Origin of the sequence: Steroidobacter denitrificans (assembly GCF_001579945.1) — a bacterium.
Lineage (GTDB): Bacteria > Pseudomonadota > Gammaproteobacteria > Steroidobacterales > Steroidobacteraceae > Steroidobacter > Steroidobacter denitrificans.
The window spans coordinates 1,105,956-1,124,039 of record NZ_CP011971.1; the positions used below are offsets into that span (position 1 = coordinate 1,105,956).

16 protein-coding genes and 3 tRNA genes are annotated in these 18,084 nt (G+C 59.7%); all 19 read left to right on the forward strand.

Annotation, left to right across the window (positions count from 1 at the left end; translation table 11 throughout):
• Positions 1-3 precede the first annotated feature (3 nt).
• The 19 genes from ACG33_RS04805 (at position 4) to ACG33_RS04890 (ending at position 17,845) form a co-directional block, all read left to right on the forward strand.
• Positions 4-768, forward strand: coding sequence for a class I SAM-dependent methyltransferase (locus tag ACG33_RS04805; RefSeq protein ID WP_066919171.1), 765 nt, complete (start codon positions 4-6; stop codon positions 766-768).
• A gap of 100 nt (positions 769-868) precedes the next feature.
• Entirely contained in the window at positions 869-1,630 is a 762-nt protein-coding gene (locus ACG33_RS04810; protein WP_066919173.1) for a transketolase, read from the forward strand.
• Positions 1,627-2,550, forward strand: coding sequence for a transketolase family protein (locus tag ACG33_RS04815; protein ID WP_066919175.1), 924 nt, complete (start codon positions 1,627-1,629; stop codon positions 2,548-2,550). The genes ACG33_RS04810 and ACG33_RS04815 overlap by 4 nt, the downstream gene beginning before the upstream one ends.
• A gap of 29 nt (positions 2,551-2,579) precedes the next feature.
• Entirely contained in the window at positions 2,580-3,281 is a 702-nt protein-coding gene (locus ACG33_RS04820; protein WP_066919177.1) for a sugar transferase, read from the forward strand.
• Between the two features lie 484 nt (positions 3,282-3,765).
• Positions 3,766-5,781: a polysaccharide biosynthesis protein gene (locus tag ACG33_RS04825; protein ID WP_210399177.1), complete on the forward strand. Its 2,016-nt coding sequence runs from the start codon at positions 3,766-3,768 to the stop codon at positions 5,779-5,781.
• A 17-nt stretch (positions 5,782-5,798) separates the two neighbouring features.
• Positions 5,799-5,975: a hypothetical protein gene (locus ACG33_RS16030; RefSeq protein ID WP_210399178.1), complete on the forward strand. Its 177-nt coding sequence runs from the start codon at positions 5,799-5,801 to the stop codon at positions 5,973-5,975.
• Positions 5,976-5,985: 10 nt separating this feature from the next.
• Positions 5,986-6,276: a type II toxin-antitoxin system TacA family antitoxin gene (locus tag ACG33_RS04830; protein ID WP_066919179.1), complete on the forward strand. Its 291-nt coding sequence runs from the start codon at positions 5,986-5,988 to the stop codon at positions 6,274-6,276.
• Positions 6,269-6,820 (forward strand): acetyltransferase, encoded by a 552-nt coding sequence (locus ACG33_RS04835; protein ID WP_066919184.1) that lies wholly within the window; start codon positions 6,269-6,271, stop codon positions 6,818-6,820. The genes ACG33_RS04830 and ACG33_RS04835 overlap by 8 nt, the downstream gene beginning before the upstream one ends.
• A 481-nt stretch (positions 6,821-7,301) precedes the next feature.
• The gene (locus ACG33_RS04840; RefSeq protein ID WP_210399179.1) at positions 7,302-8,651 is read left to right on the forward strand and encodes a Fic family protein; all 1,350 of its coding nucleotides are present in this window, start codon (positions 7,302-7,304) and stop codon (positions 8,649-8,651) included.
• Positions 8,652-8,774: 123 nt separating this feature from the next.
• Entirely contained in the window at positions 8,775-10,109 is a 1,335-nt protein-coding gene (locus ACG33_RS04845; RefSeq protein WP_066919188.1) for a UDP-glucose dehydrogenase family protein, read from the forward strand.
• Positions 10,103-11,632, forward strand: a complete 1,530-nt coding sequence (locus ACG33_RS04850) for a mannose-1-phosphate guanylyltransferase/mannose-6-phosphate isomerase (protein ID WP_066919190.1) — start codon at positions 10,103-10,105, stop codon at positions 11,630-11,632. Before ACG33_RS04845 ends, ACG33_RS04850 begins: the two co-directional genes overlap by 7 nt.
• A gap of 69 nt (positions 11,633-11,701) precedes the next feature.
• On the forward strand, positions 11,702-13,075 hold the full coding sequence (locus tag ACG33_RS04855) for a phosphohexomutase domain-containing protein (RefSeq protein WP_066919192.1): 1,374 nt from the start codon (positions 11,702-11,704) through the stop codon (positions 13,073-13,075).
• A gap of 242 nt (positions 13,076-13,317) precedes the next feature.
• A complete protein-coding gene (locus ACG33_RS04860; protein WP_157071673.1) occupies positions 13,318-14,286 on the forward strand; it encodes a DUF4351 domain-containing protein in 969 nt (322 codons plus the stop codon).
• A 190-nt stretch (positions 14,287-14,476) separates the two neighbouring features.
• Positions 14,477-14,551 (forward strand) — tRNA-Val (locus ACG33_RS04865).
• 212 nt (positions 14,552-14,763) lie between these two features.
• Positions 14,764-16,164 carry a glutamate--tRNA ligase gene (gene gltX, locus ACG33_RS04870; protein ID WP_066919195.1) on the forward strand — a complete coding sequence of 467 codons (1,401 nt, stop codon included), beginning with the start codon at positions 14,764-14,766 and terminating at the stop codon, positions 16,162-16,164.
• 302 nt (positions 16,165-16,466) lie between these two features.
• Positions 16,467-16,542: transfer RNA gene (locus ACG33_RS04875), tRNA-Lys, on the forward strand.
• A gap of 267 nt (positions 16,543-16,809) precedes the next feature.
• A complete protein-coding gene (locus ACG33_RS15645) occupies positions 16,810-17,082 on the forward strand; it encodes a toxin-antitoxin system TumE family protein (RefSeq protein WP_210399180.1) in 273 nt (90 codons plus the stop codon).
• Complete coding sequence (locus ACG33_RS04885) at positions 17,079-17,447, forward strand: HVO_A0114 family putative DNA-binding protein (RefSeq protein WP_066919199.1); 369 nt, start codon at positions 17,079-17,081, stop codon at positions 17,445-17,447. The genes ACG33_RS15645 and ACG33_RS04885 overlap by 4 nt, the downstream gene beginning before the upstream one ends.
• A 312-nt stretch (positions 17,448-17,759) precedes the next feature.
• A tRNA-Leu gene (locus ACG33_RS04890) sits at positions 17,760-17,845 on the forward strand.
• Positions 17,846-18,084: the final 239 nt, after the last annotated feature.

Sequence of the window (18,084 nt, forward strand, 5' to 3'; positions counted from 1 at the left end):
TACATGACCGATCAACCACCGATAGCTGTTTCAGGCGGACTTCGTACCCAGGCGGAGCAGGAAGAAGGAGCACGCAATCAGGCGTGTTTTGAAAGGAACCCATCTTCCTGGGAATCGAAGATGGAAAACTTCCCGAAATACGTGCGTCGCCAGAACATCACGCGTTTTTTGTCGCTGTACGAGATCTTCAAGCTGGCGCTACCTATAAAAGGCTCAGTGGTTGAGTGTGGTGTGAATCATGGCTTCGGGATCATGACGTGGGTTCGGCTTTCAGCAATTCTGGAGCCTGTCAATTTGACACGTAGAATATATGGGTTCGATACATTCGAAGGTTTCCCAAGCCTTTCGGAACAGGATCGCGCCGCAGCGAGCGACCACGTCAAGATTGGCGACCTGTTTGCGGACTCACATGATGAACTTCTTGAGCTGGCTTCTATTAATGACAGTACGCGTTTCCTCGGTCATGTGCCCAAAGTCAAACTCATAAAAGGCGATGCGACGCGCACGATCCCAGATTTTGTCCGGAACACGCCTCACCTGCTCGTCAGCTTGCTTTATCTCGACTTCGATCTTTATGAGCCCACAAAGGTGGCTCTTGAGAATTTTCTACCGCGCATGCCCAAGGGCGCAATCATTGCATTCGATGAACTGGATAATCCCTTGTGGCCGGGAGAGACAGTAGCCATGCTTGAGGTGCTCGACAAATATAAGCTGCGGATTCAGCGTTTGCCGTTCGATCCTTATGTTGGCTTTGCAGAGGTTTGTTGATCCCATGCAAAGAGACATACCAGTTGGGAAGGCTACAGCCCCTGGCGCACCTATAGATACCAGATCATTCGCGTTGCGGATTCGCCGGCACGCGCTGGAGATGACTAGTCGAGGAGGGAGCTCACATATCGGTGCAGTATTTTCGATGGCCGATATTGTCGCTGTGCTGTATGGCCACGTCATGATCGTGAATCCTTCGGATCCCTGCGATCCTGGTAGGGATCGCTTCATTCTGAGCAAGGGCCACGCAGGCGCCGGGATCTACGCAGCGCTTGCCGAAAGAGGCTTCTTTCCCAAGGAACTGCTCCGCGACCATTACAAGAACGGCTCAGTGATGAGCGGGCATGTTTCCCATAAGGGGATTGCGGGGGTGGAGTTTTCTACTGGCTCACTCGGCCATGGTCTCGGGGTCGCGTGTGGTATGGCATACGCAGCTCAGCTCGCCGGTAAAACCCATCGCGTTTTCATCTTGATGAGCGATGGGGAATGCGATGAGGGGTCAAATTGGGAGGCGATTCACTTTGCAGGACATCATCGGTTGGGGAGGGTGGTCGCGGTTGTTGATTACAACAAGATTCAGAGCTTGAAGGCTACAGAGGAAACGCTAGGGCTTGAACCGTTTGCCGAGAAATGGAGGAGTTTCCGTTGGGAGACCGTCGAGGTAGATGGGCATGATCATAGCGAACTGCGTCGAGTACTTGATGTACGTCGTCCCGCCCAAGCGAAGCCCTTGTGCGTCATCGCCCACACGATTAAGGGTAAAGGCGTCTCGTTCATGGAGAACAGTGTTCTATGGCACTATCGAACCGCCCGAGGAGCCGAACTACAAGCCGCACGGCGTGAGTTGGGGGTCGAAGAATGAGGAACGCATTCATCCAGCGTCTTTCTGAGCTGGCGGTAGGGGACAAGAGGATTCTACTGATCACCGGCGATCTTGGATTCGGTGTGCTAGATGATTTCGAGCGTCGTTTTCCAGCACAGTACCTCAATGCAGGCGTAGCTGAACAGAACATGACTGCTGTAGCGACCGGCCTTGCCCTGGAGGGGCACGTCGTTTTTACATACTCGATTGGGAATTTCCCCACGCTGAGATGTCTGGAGCAGATCCGCAATGATGTTTGTTACCATGATGCGAATGTCAAGATTGTCAGTATAGGCGGAGGATTCAGCTACGGGCAGCTCGGCATGTCCCATCATGCAACTGAGGATCTGAGTTTGCTGCGGGCGTTGCCAGGCATCGTGGTCTGCGCTCCAGGTAGCGCATTCGAGGCACGCGAATCTGTTGATGCTATGATTGCTCATGCGGGCCCGGCGTACCTGCGTCTTGAGCGGGCTGCGAATGACTTTACTGATGACTCAGCAAACATTTTCGTCTTTGGACATGCGCGGAAGTTACGTGAGGGATCAGATCTGACCCTGATGGGCGCGGGCGGGGTCGTTTCGGAGGTTGTGGCAGCGAGTGACTTGCTGAACTCCCAGGGTATCCACTGCCGGGTGCTGAGCCTGCATACCCTTAAGCCGTTTGACAAGGAAGCTGTCTTGGCAGCCGCGGAGCAGACAGGTGGAATACTAACGGTCGAGGAAAACTCGGTGTTAGGAGGGCTGGGAGGGGCTGTTGCTGAGATTTGCCTCGAACACGGGACGCGGCCTCGCAGATTTCTTCGGCTGGGTATCCAGGATACTTACACGAGCCTTGTTGGGGACCAGGCATATCTGCGCTCCTTGGTAGGGATAGACCGTGGTTCCGTAGCTCTAGCTGCACGCCGTCTGCTCGAGGCTTGATTGCGCCTTCCTAAAGAGATCGGGTCACGATGAAACGCGCCTTAGATATCGTACTGTCGCTATGCGGCCTGTTAATTTTGTCACCTGTTCTGTTGATTATATCTCTGTTGATTTTCTTCTACGACTTCCATTCGCCTTTCTACGTCGCGCCCCGTGTCGGTAAGGATGGAAAGCTGTTTCGTATGATCAAGTTCAGGTCAATGGTCGTCGACGCGGATAGTACCGGTGTCACTTCTACTTCCACTTCGGACAGCCGCATCACCCCGGTGGGCCACTTCGTGCGCCGCTGCAAGCTTGATGAAATTGTGCAGCTGTGGAATGTATTGCTGGGACATATGTCGCTCGTTGGCCCTCGCCCCAATGTGAAGAGCGGGACCGATGTCTATACTGCTGCTGAGCGGCACCTGCTGAGCGTTCGGCCGGGTATCACGGACTTTGCATCGATCGTTTTCGCCGACGAGGGTGATATTTTGCGAGGCCATGCTGATGCGGACGGAGCCTATGATCGTCTGATTCGTCCCTGGAAGAGCAGGCTCGGTTTGTTCTATATAGACCATTGCAGTCTGTTTCTGGATTGCAAGTTAATTGTCACGACGATACTTGCCGTCGTGTCGCGTCGTAGCGCTTTGCGGATCGTGGCAAGCGAACTGTCCCGGCGACATGCCCCTGATGATCTGATACGCATTTCGCTGCGCAACGAAGCGCTTATTCCGTGCGTGCCTCCATTGTGATGGTCAAGCGAAGTTGGGAAATCCGCCTTGCCGTTCCGAAGCTATCACGATAGTGTCGCCATGAATTTACGTGGCTGGCCAGCGACCGGCGTGCCTCTTCGTTCGCATGATTGTGCTGGGCCGTCCGGTATCGAGGCTGCCCATTATCGTCGTCATCTATGAGGTAATGACCTCTCATTGCGGCGGCGGAGACGCTCCGGGCGGTCCTGGTCGAGGCGACGCGCTGAGCGAAGGAGCCGCCGAAGCTTCTTGACCACGATGCGATTCGAATCGGGCAGGGCCGATCCTTCGGACCGCATGTTGTCGCCAAATGGAGTCAGTGCAATTGACTTACAATTCTGCCAGAATTCCCTCTCGGATCAGCATGTTCGGCCGATGACCTAATCAGAGCCGTACGAATTCTAAAAAAGGGATGCAGCGAGGGAACGAGCGGTGTGCAGCCGCATTCTCCTTGTTGGAGTGTGTAGCTGAGGAAGGAGTCACCGTGACGGAGTCGATGCCTCGATGGATTGAACGCTTCGCCAACAGTCTTGCGCATCTGCCGCGATCTCGGAAGCGGCTGCTGATGCTGGGCGCCGACGTTATCGGCATTCCCCTGGTTCTCTGGTTCGCGATTTCCCTGCGCCTGGGCACGGCCTATCATCATGTCGGCGGCACCGAATGGCTCTATGTGGCGGCGCTGCTGACCAGCGTTCCGGTCTTCGTTCGCATGGGCCTGTATCGGGCGGTTATCCGTTTCATGGGGCCGAAGGCCATCGTGGCGGTCTTCATGGGCGTTTCCTCGTCGGTGGTCCTGCTGTCGCTGCTGGCGCTGGCTTGGCCGAACCGTTCCATTCCGGTGACGGCGATCCCGATTTACTGGGCCTTTGCCCTGATCTATGTCGGTGGAACCCGGTTCCTGGTGCGCGGCTTGCTGAATTTCCGTTGGACCAACGCGGCCCAGCGGATGGTGATCTACGGTGCCGGGGCGGCCGGGGTGCAGCTGGCGGGGGGTCTGCGGCGCGAGGGGCGCTACTACCCGGTGGCCTTCATCGATGACAACGCCAGCTTGCACGGCAGCACGATCAGCGGCCTGGAGGTCTTTCCCATGGAGGAACTGGCGGGGCTGGTTCGCGAGGAGGGGGTCACGGGCGTGCTGCTGGCACTGCCGTCCCAGTCGCGGCGGCGGCGCCAGGAGATTCTCAAGGCCATCGAGCCGCTGTCGCTGCGGGTGCAGACGGTGCCGGACTACGGCGACATCCTGGCGGGCCATGCCAGGGTCGAGGATGTCCGCGATGTCGATGCCGGCGATCTGCTGGGCCGGGATCCGGTGCCGCCGAACACCCAGTTGCTGGACGCTTGTATCCGCGGAAAAGTCGTCATGGTGACCGGCGCGGGAGGCTCGATCGGCGCCGAGCTGTGCCGCCAGATCATTCGTCTGCAGCCGGCCCAGTTGCTGCTGCTGGAGATGTCCGAGCTGGCGCTCTACAACGTCGAGCGGGAGCTGCGGCTGCTGATCGCCTCCAAGGGATTGTCGGTCGACCTGGTGGCGCTGCTGGGAGACGCTCACCACAAGCACCGCATGAAGGAGATCCTGCAGGCCTACGGGGTGCAGACCATCTATCACGCCGCGGCTTACAAGCATGTGCCCATCGTGGAGCAGAACGTCATCGAAGGGATTTACAACAACATCTTCAGTACCTGGAATGCCGCCGAGGCGGCACTCGAGGCGCGCGTCGAGACCTTCGTGCTGATCTCCACCGACAAGGCCGTCAATCCCACCAATGTGATGGGTGCGACCAAGCGGTTTGCCGAAATCGTCCTGCAGGGGCTGCAGTCGCGTGGTTCGCATACTCGCTTTTGCATGGTGCGCTTCGGCAACGTGCTGGAGTCGTCCGGTTCGGTGGTGCCCTTGTTCCGGGAGCAGATCCGCCGCGGCGGGCCGGTCACGGTGACTCACAAGGACGTCATCCGCTACTTCATGACCATCCCGGAAGCTGCACAACTAGTGTTGCAGGCCGGTTCGATGGGCAAGGGAGGAGATGTGTTCGTGCTGGACATGGGCAAGCCGGTGCGCATCGCCGACCTGGCCAAGCGCATGATCAGCCTGATGGGCTTGACCGTGCGCGACGAGCTCAACCCCGATGGCGACATCGAGATCGTTTACACCGGGCTGCGCCCGGCGGAAAAGTTGTACGAGGAGCTGCTGATCGGCAACAACGTCACCGGGACGGAGCATGCGATGATCATGCGCGCCATGGAGCATTGCCTGCCATGGCCCGAGGTGCAACGGGTGCTGGATGAGATGTCCGTGGCGCTGTCGCGGTTCGATTGCGACCGGGCGCGCGAGGTATTGATGCAGACCGTCGCCGAGTACCGGCCTGCGGGAGCAATGCAGGATCTGGTGTGGAGTCGCAAGGTGGCGGTGGGGCTTGCGCAGGCGAAGAACGTTACCGCCATCGAGACTCGCCGTCCTCGCAAGCCGATGACTGCTCCCGCGGCGAGTCCTACGACGCATTGAGCCCGATGTATTGAGCCGTGGCCCGGCGTCCGGGCTGGCCCGGGGGCGCCGTGCCCATGCTCCTCGCCTTCGCCGGCCGGTGGGAACGCCTGGAAGACGGCACCCGCTTTGCCGCGCGGAATGTCCGTTCCGTGAAATATCTACGGGTGCCGGCCTTGAGTTTCTTCGGTAGTACGGGTATCGTCCGTACATGAAGGAGGGGTGATGGCACAGGTGCAATCCAATCGTGACGACCGCATCGAGTTGCGCACCACGCGTGATGAAAAGCGGCTTCTCACCGCCGCCGCCGCCCATGAGCGGCTGGACGTGACCAGCTTCATCATGCGCGCCGTTCTGCCGGCCGCGCGCGATGTGGTCGAGAATGCCGGGCGCATCTCGCTTTCGGAGCGGGATTCACTGCGCGTACTCGATCTCCTGGAAAACCCGCCGGCCCCGACGCCGGTCCTGCTTGCTGCCGCCCGCCGCCGCATCGCTCGGGGCGGCAAGAGTGCTTGACTGGCGGGAAGAACCCATCGGACGCAACCATGACCGCAAGGCGTTCGATTGCGGTACGCCGGAACTGAACGAGTATCTGCGCCGGCACGCCCGCCAGAACCATGAGGGTGGAGGCTCCAAGACTTTCGTGGCGGTGGCTCTATCCGCGCCCGTAACCATCCTCGGCTACTATTCCATCAGTCCCGCCTCGATTGCCTTCGAAAAAGTTCCCGCTGTCCTGACCAAGGGGCTGGGGTGCTATGAGGTTGCCGTGTATCGGCTTGCCCGTCTAGCGGTGTCGCTTCCGTTGCAGCGTCAGGGGCTTGGGGGCGATCTATTGCTGGCAGCGGGTGCAAGGGCGCTGGCCGTGGCGTCGCAGGTCGGCGGCGTGGCGTTGGCTATCGACGCCAAGGATGAGAAGGCTGCGCGCTGGTACGAGCGTTTCGGTGCGATGCCGCTGCTCGACAGCAGCCCTCTCAGCCTGATCCTGCCATTCAAGACCATTATTGACGCTCTGGACATTGCCCAAAGTGAAAGCTCCATCTGCCCCGAAACGCGCGAATGATCGATCAGAGGAGGGAACAACAAGAATGTGGGCAGTGCCTGGAAGACGGCTGTGAGTCGAACAAAGTCGTTACCTGAGCGTCCAGAGAATCAAGGGCTTAGGACTACTCCTATACGCGTGTGCGAGCCGAAAACCCGCAGGTAAAGCAGCGCGGCGAAATGGTTTATTGGATGTAAAATTACGACAGATCTGGCTGATTATGCGTAAATTTCCGACAACTGACGTCTTTCTCGTCCGGCAGGTAGAAAAATACGACAAATTGTACGTGTAAGATTACGACTAATTCTGGAAATTTTGCGTATAATTACGATATCACGGCACAAACTGTAGCAGTTGGGTGGAATATTCCGACATGGTACTGATTGCGTCGACGGGAGATCCGACGGGAGATCGTCTCCTGCAGCGCCGCGCCGAACATGGGGCGCTACGCCGACTGTACCAGGGGATCTACACCGACGATCTCAACACTCCGATCGATGTCGTGACGCGCCGCCACCTGAACGAGATTCTCAGTGTCCTGACTCCTGGGGCTGTCATTTCTCATCGTTCGGCCATCGAGCACCGACCCACCGCCGCCGGCCATTTCTATCTCACCGGCCCGTACCGTCGCGAGTTGGAGCTACCCGGAATCAAGATTCACATCGCCAAAGGCCCAGGGCCCACGCCCGGCGACATCCGCATTTCGTTCAAGTATGGCGACGCGTACATCTCCAACCAGACGCGTGCACTTCTCGAGAATCTTTCGCAGAGCAGGGGAGACCCCGATAATCGGCGCACGCTCGGTCCGGCATTCGTCGAGCAATGGCTCGAGCGATTCATTGCTCGCGATATCAAAAATGATATCGGCGGGATTCGAGATCAGGCGAAAGAGCTTGCGGGCATACTCGGGCTTCACGCCGAGGCCAAGAAGATCGACGCCTTGATAGGGGCCATGCTGGGGACGCGTACCGCGAGGCTGGTAACGCCGATCGCGCGTGCGCGCGCTGCCGGCCGGCAGTACGATGATGATCGACTTACGCTGTTCGAGCGGCTAGCAAATGAGTTGCAGCAAAATCCGCTGCAGATCCCTGACGCGGATCCTGCGGCAGACCTGCAGCTGCAGGCCTTTGTTGAAACCTACTTCTCGAACTTTATCGAAGGCACCGAGTTCGAGATCGAAGAAGCACATGACATCGTGGTCAATGGCCGACCGCTGAGATATCGCGAAGACGATTCACACGACATCCTGGGTACCTATCAGGCTATCTTACGTTCGAAGCAAGACCCAGCGCTTCCAGGTGGCGCCGAAAAGTTCGTTGCTCAAATCATGGATTGGAATCGTCTCGTCATCGAATCACGCAAAAACAAGTCGCCCGGTGAGCTCAAAACGCTCACTAATCGAGCGGGTCATACGGTGTTCGTGCAACTGGACAAAGTTGTGGGCACCCTCATGAAAGGGTACGAGATCATCATGAGCGCGGCGACACCCGCAAATCGTGCGGCTCTGGCCATGTTCGTGATTGCAGAGGTTCATCCGTTCAATGACGGAAACGGGCGTACGGCACGAATTGCGATGAATCACTTCCTGACGAATGCCGGTCTCACGCGTATCGTCATTCCGACAATCTACCGCGACGACTATATTTCCGCACTCAAAGCGATGACCCATGGTAATCCGGCTCCCCTGCCGCGCATGCTGAATCATGCCGGTAGGTTCAGTCGCTGGATCGACTTCAGCTCAAAGGAGCGATGTTTCCACATGCTGGAAAGGTCGAACGCCATGCAAGAAGACGGGCGGCAGTTTCGGCTCGAGTTCAATGACGAGGAAATGGAGCCTGGACCAGCCCCGTGAATGCCAGCCGGCCCCAAAATGTGCGAATGACCGACCAGATTCCTTTACGCTAGCAGAAGGCTTCGCTAAGCTGCGGATCATCGTAGAGAATTTTATTTTCCTCCAATAAACAGTAAGTTATACATGCATCTTACGATTTTTGGTTCAGGGTATGTGGGGTTGGTGACGGGGGCGTGCTTCGCCGAGGCCGGCAACGATGTGTTGTGCGTGGATGTCGATGAACGCAAGGTGGAGATGCTCAGACGCGGTGAATCGCCCATCTATGAGCCGGGTCTGGAGGAACTGCTCAACCGCAATCTGGCGGCGGGACGCCTGAACTTCACCACCGATGCGGCCGAGGGAGTCCGGCATGGGCTGTTCCAGTTCATTGCAGTCGGTACGCCGCCCGATGAGGACGGTTCGGCGGACCTCAAGTATGTGTTGTCGGTGGCCGAGTCCATCGGGCGCCATTTGTCCGAGTATCGGGTGGTGGTGACCAAGTCCACCGTGCCGGTGGGCACGGCGGACAAGGTGCGCGCCCGGATCGATGCGACGCTGGCGGAGCGGCATGCGCAGATCGAATTCGATGTGGTCTCCAATCCCGAGTTTCTGAAGGAAGGCGCGGCGATCAATGATTTCATGAAGCCCGATCGCATCGTCGTGGGAACCGACAATCCGCGCACGGCCGAGTTGCTCAAGGCACTGTACGATCCCTTCACGCGCAATCGCGATCGCATGGTGGTCATGGATGTACGCTCCTCTGAACTGACCAAGTATGCCGCCAACGCCATGCTGGCCACCAAGATCAGTTTCATGAACGAACTGGCGAATCTGGCCGAGCGCATGGGGGCGGACATCGAGAAGGTGCGCCTGGGTATCGGTTCGGACCCGCGCATCGGCTATCACTTCATTTATCCGGGCTGCGGCTACGGCGGCTCCTGTTTCCCCAAGGACGTCCAGGCGCTCGCCCGCAGCGCCCAGGAGCATGCCTTCGAGGCGAAACTGCTCAATGCGGTGGAGGCGGTCAACCTGCGCCAGAAGTCGCTGTTGTTCGACAAGCTCAGCCGGTATTTCGGCGGCGATCTGGCGGGCAAGACCATTGCGCTGTGGGGCCTGGCGTTCAAGCCCAATACCGACGACATGCGCGCGGCACCCAGCCGCACCTTGATGGAGGCCTTGTGGGCCGCGGGGGCCAAGGTGCGGGCCTATGACCCGGTGGCGATGCAAGAAGCCCGGCGGATCTACGGCGAGCGCGCGGACCTGGTCCTGGCCAAGAGCGCCAAGGAGGCGCTGAGCGGTGCGGATGCGCTGGCCATCGTCACGGAGTGGCAGGAGTTCCGCAGTCCCGATTTCGACATGATCAAGTCCGAACTCGGCCGGCCCGCGGTGTTCGACGGCCGCAATTTGTATGATCCGGCGTTCGTGCGACGCTTTGGATTGAAGTATTACGCCATCGGCCGAGGCGACAATCCATGCTGATACCCGTCATCCTCTCGGGGGGCTCGGGCACGCGCCTGTGGCCGCTGTCACGCGAGCTTTATCCCAAGCAGCTGTTGCCGCTGGTGGGCAAGGGCACCATGCTGCAGGAGACGCTGGCGCGTGTCTCGGGCGTGGAGGATGTGACCGCGCCCATCGTGGTCTGTAATGAAAGCCACCGCTTTCTGGTCGCCGAGCAATTGCTGCAGGCCGGCGTGCAGCCGCAGGCCATCCTGCTGGAGCCGGTCGGACGCAACACGGCACCGGCGGTGGCGGTGGCGGCGATGGCGGCGCTGGCACAGCTGCCGGAAGACACCCAGCGCGGCAACGATCCGCTGTTGTTGATCCTGCCTGCCGATCATGTGATCCGCGACGTGGCCGCGTTCCAGGCGGCGCTGGCCGTCGGCCGTGCGCAGGCGCAGCAGGGCCGGCTGGTCACCTTCGGCGTGGTACCCACGCAGCCGGAGACCGGCTACGGTTATATTCGCCGCGGTGGCGGTGAGGGAGCAGGTTCCGATGAGCGGCCGGGTTCCGGCGGGGGGCCGGCGTTTGCTGAGGACCTGGCTGCCGGTAAGGGCCTGGTTTCCAGCCAGGGGTCGGCATTCGATATTGCCGAGTTTGTCGAAAAGCCGGATCTGGCGACCGCGCGGGGCTATCTGGCATCGGGCGAGTATTACTGGAACAGCGGCATGTTCATGTTCCGGGCCTCCAAGGTGCTCGAGGAGCTGCGGGCACTGGCGCCGCAGATCTACCAGGCCTGTACGCAGGCCTACACGGGCGCCTGTCAGGACCTGGATTTCACGCGGCTGCCTGCCCGGGAATTCGGCGCCTGTCCCAGCGATTCCTTCGACTATGCCGTGATGGAGAAAACCGCCCACGGCGTGGTCGTGCCGCTGGATGCCGGCTGGAGCGATGTGGGCTCCTGGTCGGCCTTGCACGCGGCGATCCCGGCCGATGCGGAGGGCAATGTGCGCCTGGGTGATGTACTCACGGCCGACACCTCGGGCTGTTACCTGCACTCCACCAGCCGGCTGGTGGCCACCGTGGGCCTGCAGGATCATGTCGTGGTGGAAACCAAGGATGCCGTGCTGGTGGCGCCCAAGGCGCGGGTGCAGGATGTGAAGGAATTGGTGAATCAGCTGAAAAAGCAGGATCGCCATGAAACATCCCTGCACCGTGAAGTGTTCCGCCCCTGGGGCAGCTACGACAGCATCGATCACGGTGATCGCTTCCAGGTCAAGCGCCTGGTGGTGAAGCCGGGCGCGACCTTGTCGCTGCAGCTGCATCATCATCGTGCGGAGCACTGGATCGTGGTGGCGGGCACGGCGCGCATCACACGCGGGGAGGAGACCTTCCTGCTCGAGGAAAATCAGTCGACCTATATCCCTTTGGGAACGAGACACCGTATCGAAAACCCGGGCCGGATTCCATTGCACATCATCGAAGTGCAGTCCGGCACCTATCTGGGGGAAGATGACATCGTGCGCTTCGAGGATCGCTACGGGCGCGAGGGTCAGAGCGGCTGAGCAGCGCCGGGCTGACTCGAGGCGGCGGCTGCCGCGTCGGGCCCGCGCATCGATCGAGGACGAAGGTTCATGAGCAGCATCATCGGCTTCAAGGCTTACGATTATCGTGCCCGCATTCCGGGGGAACTCAACGAAGAGGTCGCCTATCGCATCGGTAGAGCCTATGCCGAGTTCCTGCGGCCCGACGCCGGTCGGCTGCGGATCGTCGTGGGGCGCGACATCCGGCTGTCGAGCGAGACCTTGTGCGCGGCGCTGACGCGGGGACTGCTGGACTCCGGGGTCGATGTCCATGACATCGGGCTGTGCGGTACCGAAGTGGTGTATTTCGCGACCTTCAGCGAGCGGATGGACGGCGGCATCATGGTGACGGCCAGTCACAATCCGCCCGACTACAACGGCATGAAGTTCGTGCGCGAGCAGTCGCGACCGATCAGCGGCGATACGGGTTTGAAGGATATTCAGCGTATTGCCGAGGCGCAGGCTTATACTTCGCCGGATCGCCGGGGCGAGCGCTTCGAACTGGATATTCAGCAAAAGTATATCGAGCATCTGTTGTCCTACCTGGATCACGCCAAGCTCAAGAAGCTCAAGATCGTCGTCAATGCCGGCAACGGTGGCGCCGGACTGGTGGTGGATCAGCTGCAATCCCACCTGCCCTTCGAGTTCATCAAACTCAACCATACCCCCGACGGCCATTTCCCCAACGGTGTACCCAATCCCATGCTGGAGGACAATCGGCGCTCGACCATCGAGGCGATTCGCGCGCATGGCGCGGACTGCGGGGTGGCCTGGGACGGGGACTATGATCGCTGCTTCCTGTTCGATGAGACCGGCGCGTTCATCGAGGGGTATTACATCGTCGGCCTGCTGGCCTCGGTGTTTCTGCAGCGCGAACCCGGCGCGCGCATCGTGCACGATCCTCGTCTGACCTGGGCGACCTTGGATATGGTCGATTCCCTGGGTGGCCAGGCGGTGATGTCCAAGTCCGGTCATGCCTTCATGAAGGATGTGATGCGCCAGGCCGATGCCGCCTATGGCGGCGAAATGAGTGCGCATCATTATTTCCGGCGCTTCGGCTACTGCGACAGCGGCCAGATTCCCTGGCTGCTGGTGACGCAGTTGATGTGCGAGTCAGGCCAGCCGCTCAGTGCCCTGGTCGGCGAGCGGATCCGCAAGTTTCCCGCCAGCGGCGAGATCAATCGCCGGGTGGCGGACGCACCGGCCACGATCCGCAGGGTGCAGGCGCACTATGAAAAGGGTGCCCGTTCGGTGGATTTCACCGACGGTTTATCGGTCGAGTTCGATGCCTGGCGATTCAACCTGCGCTCCTCCAACACCGAGCCGCTCATTCGCCTCAACGTGGAAAGCCGCGGTGATGAGGCATTGATGCGTTCGCGTACCACGGAGCTGCTGGCCATGATCGGCGGGGAGGCGGCGGGCTGAGGAAAGCCGGCGTCCCGCCCAAAGCCGTTGTGGGGTTGAGGTTCGCTCATGATCCAGCGCCAGCCATGCATCCCGGGTAAATGTATGGCTGGAGCTGGATCATGAGCGGACTTGTCCAATCGCTTGATGGTCGGAACGCTTGATGGGCAGAATGTCGCGGGACGCATTTTTACGCTGCATTTCTGCACAAATTCGCAGTTAATCGCTCTGGTCTTCGGCAGTAAAACGCCTAGGCTTTGGCGATGCCCTCGCAACTGCATGAGGCCTTGCTGTTGTTGTTTCGCAATCGTCCCGAGCTGGCGCCGGAACTGTTGCGCGGGGCCATGCGTATGGATCTGCCGCGCTACACCCGGGCGCGCATCGATTGTGCGGAGCTGAATGAGGTCCAGCCCACCGAGTATCGGGCTGATCTGGTGGTGCTGCTGCTGGATGAAAAGCCGGTGCTGGGCATCGTGGTGGAGGCGCAGCTGTCCGCCGATCCGCGCAAGCGCTTCGTGTGGCCGGTCTATGTCACCAGCTTGCGAGCGCGATTGAAATGTCCGGTGTGCCTGCTGGTGGTGACGGCCAATGAATCGGTGGCACGCTGGGCGGCGCAGCCGGTGGACCTGGGAGGTGGCAACGGCTTCGTGCCCCTGGTGCTGCGGCCCTCTGGTGTACCGCAGATCACCGAAGAAGTTCAGGCGCGAGCGGATCCAGAGCTGGCCGTGTTGTCGGCGATGGCTCATGGCCGGGGCCAGGATACGGCCAAATCCGTGCAGATCGCGCTGGCGGCGCAACTGGCCAGCGAGGGACTCGACGCGGATCGGTCCAGGTTGTATTTTGATCTTGTTCTGGCCTCACTGAGCGAGGCCGTCCGACGGGAGCTGCAAGCCATGGATCCAGCCAAGTACGAATACCAGAGCGAGTTCGCCCGGCGCTACTTCGCCCAGGGCATTGCCCAAGGCATCGAGCAGGGGATCGAACAAGGTATCGAACAAGGGATCGAACAAGGGATCGAACAGGGCATTGAAAAAGGTATCCAGCGGGGCATGGCCTTGGGCGTCACCGAAGGCCGTGCGGCCCTGGTGTTACGACAGCTCACCGTTCGCTTCGGCGCGCTCGATGAGGGCATTCAGACGCGCGTGCGCCAAGCCTCCATCGAGGAGCTCGACGCGATCGGCGAGCGTCTCCTTTCGGCAGGCAGTGCGCTTGAGGCAGTGCTGTTCGATTAGAGTTTGATCAGTAAGACCGTGCCAGCCGCGGCGAGATCCTCCCGAGAGTCGCGAGCCGGCGATCTCGGCTGGCGGCGCCTCGAAGCGGGAAAATACCGAGTGACGATGCCCGATTGACCGTGGGTGCGGCCATCCTTACACTACGCGGCCCTTGAGGCCGTCACGGCTCCAGGAACAGCATTCGATGCTTGGGCGGTTAGCTCAGCGGTAGAGCACTGCCTTCACACGGCAGGGGTCACTGGTTCGATCCCAGTACCGCCCACCATTAAAATCAGTAAGTTATGGTCTATCCAGGAATCGGCTTTCCACGCAAAGCGCGGTTCTCACGCGATCGACTTCGAACTTCCTGCGCGCAGCCTCCTGCATCGTGCGCATCAGTTCTCGGCGGGCATCTTCGCGGTGATAGCATTCGCGGCTGCGCTGGTGATTCTGCCGGCCCATGAATAATCTACATCGTTTCGTCCCATTATTTTCCCCATGACCATCCGTACCCGCTTCGCGCCCAGTCCCACCGGCATGCTGCATATTGGCGGCGTGCGTACTGCGCTGTTCTCCTGGCTGTATGCACGACGCGCACACGGCGTGTTCATCCTGCGCGTGGAAGACACCGACCGGGAGCGCTCGACCGAAGAGGCTACGCAGGTCATTCTGGACGGCATGCGTTGGCTGGGCCTGGATGCCGATGAAGGTCCCTTCTATCAATCCCGTCGCATGGATCGGTACCGGGAGGTCATCACACAGTTCCTGCAGGCCGGTCATGCCTATCGCTGCTATTGCACGAAGGAAGAACTGGAAGCGATGCGTGCCGAACAACTCGCTGCAAAGCAGAAGCCGCGCTATGACGGTACTTGCCGGCATCGCAACGAACCGCGTGCCGGTGTCGATCCAGTCATCCGCTTTCGCAATCCAAGCGAGGGCGCGGTCATCGTCGAGGATGCGATCCATGGTCGCGTGGCATTCGCAAATTCAGAACTCGATGATTTGATCATCGCTCGTTCGGATGGTTCGCCGACCTATAATTTCTGCGTGGTCGTGGACGATATGGATATGCGGGTAACTCATGTCATTCGCGGCGATGATCATCTGAACAACACGCCGCGGCAGATCAACATGCTCAAGGCCTTGGGTGCGCCGCCGCCGATGTATGCGCACGTGCCCATGATTCTGGGCGCCGACGGTGCCAAGCTGTCCAAGCGTCACGGTGCGGTCAGCGTGTTGCAATACCGGGAGGAGGGTTACCTGCCGGAGGCGCTGCTGAATTATCTGGTCCGTCTGGGATGGTCGCATGGCGATCAGGAAATTTTCTCCATGCAGGAAATGATCGATTTGTTCGATATCGAGGATGTGAACAAATCGGCTTCGGCCTTCAACCCCGACAAGCTGCTGTGGTTGAACCAGCAACATATCATGCGTTCGACGCCGGAGCACCTTGCCGTCCACCTCAAGCCCCAACTGGCCGCGCTGGGCGTAACCGTCTCGGACGATGCCAAGCTCGCGGCCGTGGCCGGGGCTCAGCAAGAGCGTGCCAAGACGCTCAAGGAGATGGCGCAGAACAGCGTCTTCTTTTTCCGGGAGCCGCAGGGTTATGATGAGAAGGCAGCGAAAAAGAACCTCACGCCCGACAGCGGAGCTACGCTGGAGGCTCTGCATGCAAAACTGTCTGGGATCACTGAATGGACCGCCGCCGCCGCGCATGAGGCGGTCAATGAGGTGGCGTCGCAGCTCGGCGTCGGGATGGGGAAAGTAGCGCAGCCGCTGCGGGTTGCCGTCTCCGGTACGTCCGTCTCGCCGCCGATCGACGTGACCCTGGAGGTGCTGGGGCGTGAAGCAGTGCTTTCCAGGATCGAGCGGGCATTGGAATACGTGCGCGCACTGTAAGTTACTGGTGCCCGCGGTCGCGGCCTCATGGCGGATCGATGCTGCGGATCAGGTGCCGATCGCGACACTGTGGCCCGTGCTTTAGCGGTGTGGCCAGTGCGGAAACCGCCGGCCGTTACGCGATTCCGGAACGGTCGGACAGAGTGTTTTACATTGCCACCGTCGATCTGCTACGCTGCGCGCCCTCACGGACGGCAGGCCCTTGAGTGTCGCTACGTAAGTGGCCGAAATCAATGAGCTTTTTGGTTGGAGGAGAGAATTCCGCCAACCATTGCAGGGCAGGCAAGGGAAGTGCCACGGATGGGCTGTTAGCTCAATTGGTAGAGCAGCTGACTCTTAATCAGTTGGTTATAGGTTCGAGTCCTATACGGCCCACCAACTTTCTAGAATAAAAATAACAACTTAAGAGCCATCGTCTTGATGGTTGAAAATCGACAGAGATCACGGAGCTACGTTGGTGCTACGGCCTCACTGGGTCGTTTGCGCAATCCCCGGTTTTTACCCGCACACGATGAGCAGCTTCCCGTGACGTCGGTTTGGATCCAGCCCGTACTTTCACATGGAGACACTGCCGCTCTGTTGGCATCGTTGACAACAGCGTGAGACGTTGGCACAATAGCCAACACGAAGCCCAGGGCCGAACTATTGCAGCGAGAGCGTTTCGAGTTCGATGACGGCGCTGTCGTGGAAATGGTCGTGTGGCTTGTTCCCAGCTCCGTTCCGGGAAGCGCTCATCACTTCAAGTACCGTCTGTACTACGGTGTGAGCGGAAAGCGCGTCATCGGATATGACAATGAGCGCCCGAAAGGCGATCACAGACACGAGGACGGACGGGAAGAAGCCTATGAGTTCCGGGGGCTGGAACAATTGGTGGCGGATTTTTTGGCGGATGTGGAGCGAAAGAGGGCGGGATCATGAAGAAGCTCACTATCAGTATTCAGAGAGATTCTGCGGCCGCCCTGCGCGAGATGGGGAAACGCTTCATTGATGCTGCCAAGACCCGGCACAGCAAAGGCGATGCGCTGATGTTCGAAAGTCCTGCGGCAATGTTTCGCGTGCTCTCGCCCAAGCGATGGGATCTGATTGAAAAGTTGCAGTCTGTCGGACCCTGCAGCGTACGTGGTCTTGCCAGGACTCTGGATCGAGACGTGAAGCGTGTGCATACCGATCTAGTGGAATTGATCGATCGCGGCCTCGTGGAGCGAACGCAGGACGGAAAGGTTCGCGTTCCCTACGATGTTATCCATGCGGACTTTGACCTTCGGGCGCATCGAGCGGCGTAGTTCTCATCTCCGCCGATAGTCATCCAGCCGCACGACGTTAATATCTGGCCCGCAAAAACCAGCAAGCCACCCGGCGCAATGTGATCGAGGTTTTTCGGGAGAGCCTGCCTGAGCGCGATGAACTGTACCGGTCGCTTGCGAAATGAAGGCGTACGTCACGACGGCTGACGCGCTCTTTTTTACCAATTCCTGATCGAGCAATATGGTGGTGCTCCCGGCCTGCGCGATGCGGATGCGCTCGAATTTCCAGCCGCTCAGGTATACTCCGCCGCCCCGCGCGATCGCCCGTTGCTCGCGGGCGATCCTTGAGCTGCGAAAGTGGCGGAACTGGTAGACGCGCTGGATTTAGGTTCCAGTGGGTAACCCCCGTGAGGGTTCGAGTCCCTCCTTTCGCACCATTTTTTCTTATAAAACATATCGTTATAGTTGAAGGGCGTGACGTGCGAACTGGATTTCCTCCCGTGCCGTGATCGTCGCGTGACAGTAGGTCGTTCCGGCATGGGAAGCATCGGTCACGACGGCCCCCATGGGCTCAGCGCACCGGAGGGCGCGTCCGAGGGGCGGACCCCGCGGCGCGGCTAGCCCCGTCCTGCGTCTCCGCCCGTCCCGCAGAGTACAAATAACAGGCTTCGCGCTG

Excerpts from the sequence above, each read along its gene's own strand:
- ACG33_RS04855 (WP_066919192.1), top strand. The coding sequence starts at position 11,702 with ATGAGCAGCATCATCGGCTTCAAGGCTTACGATTATCGTGCCCGCATT.
- ACG33_RS04885 (WP_066919199.1), top strand. The coding sequence starts at position 17,079 with ATGAAGAAGCTCACTATCAGTATTCAGAGAGATTCTGCGGCCGCCCTG.
- gltX (WP_066919195.1), top strand. The coding sequence starts at position 14,764 with ATGACCATCCGTACCCGCTTCGCGCCCAGTCCCACCGGCATGCTGCAT.
- ACG33_RS04860 (WP_157071673.1), top strand. The coding sequence starts at position 13,318 with ATGCCCTCGCAACTGCATGAGGCCTTGCTGTTGTTGTTTCGCAATCGT.
- ACG33_RS04830 (WP_066919179.1), top strand. The coding sequence starts at position 5,986 with ATGGCACAGGTGCAATCCAATCGTGACGACCGCATCGAGTTGCGCACC.
- ACG33_RS04820 (WP_066919177.1), top strand. The coding sequence starts at position 2,580 with ATGAAACGCGCCTTAGATATCGTACTGTCGCTATGCGGCCTGTTAATT.
- ACG33_RS04810 (WP_066919173.1), top strand. The coding sequence starts at position 869 with ATGACTAGTCGAGGAGGGAGCTCACATATCGGTGCAGTATTTTCGATG.
- ACG33_RS04805 (WP_066919171.1), top strand. The coding sequence starts at position 4 with ATGACCGATCAACCACCGATAGCTGTTTCAGGCGGACTTCGTACCCAG.
- ACG33_RS04850 (WP_066919190.1), top strand. The coding sequence starts at position 10,103 with ATGCTGATACCCGTCATCCTCTCGGGGGGCTCGGGCACGCGCCTGTGG.
- ACG33_RS04845 (WP_066919188.1), top strand. The coding sequence starts at position 8,775 with ATGCATCTTACGATTTTTGGTTCAGGGTATGTGGGGTTGGTGACGGGG.
- ACG33_RS04815 (WP_066919175.1), top strand. The coding sequence starts at position 1,627 with ATGAGGAACGCATTCATCCAGCGTCTTTCTGAGCTGGCGGTAGGGGAC.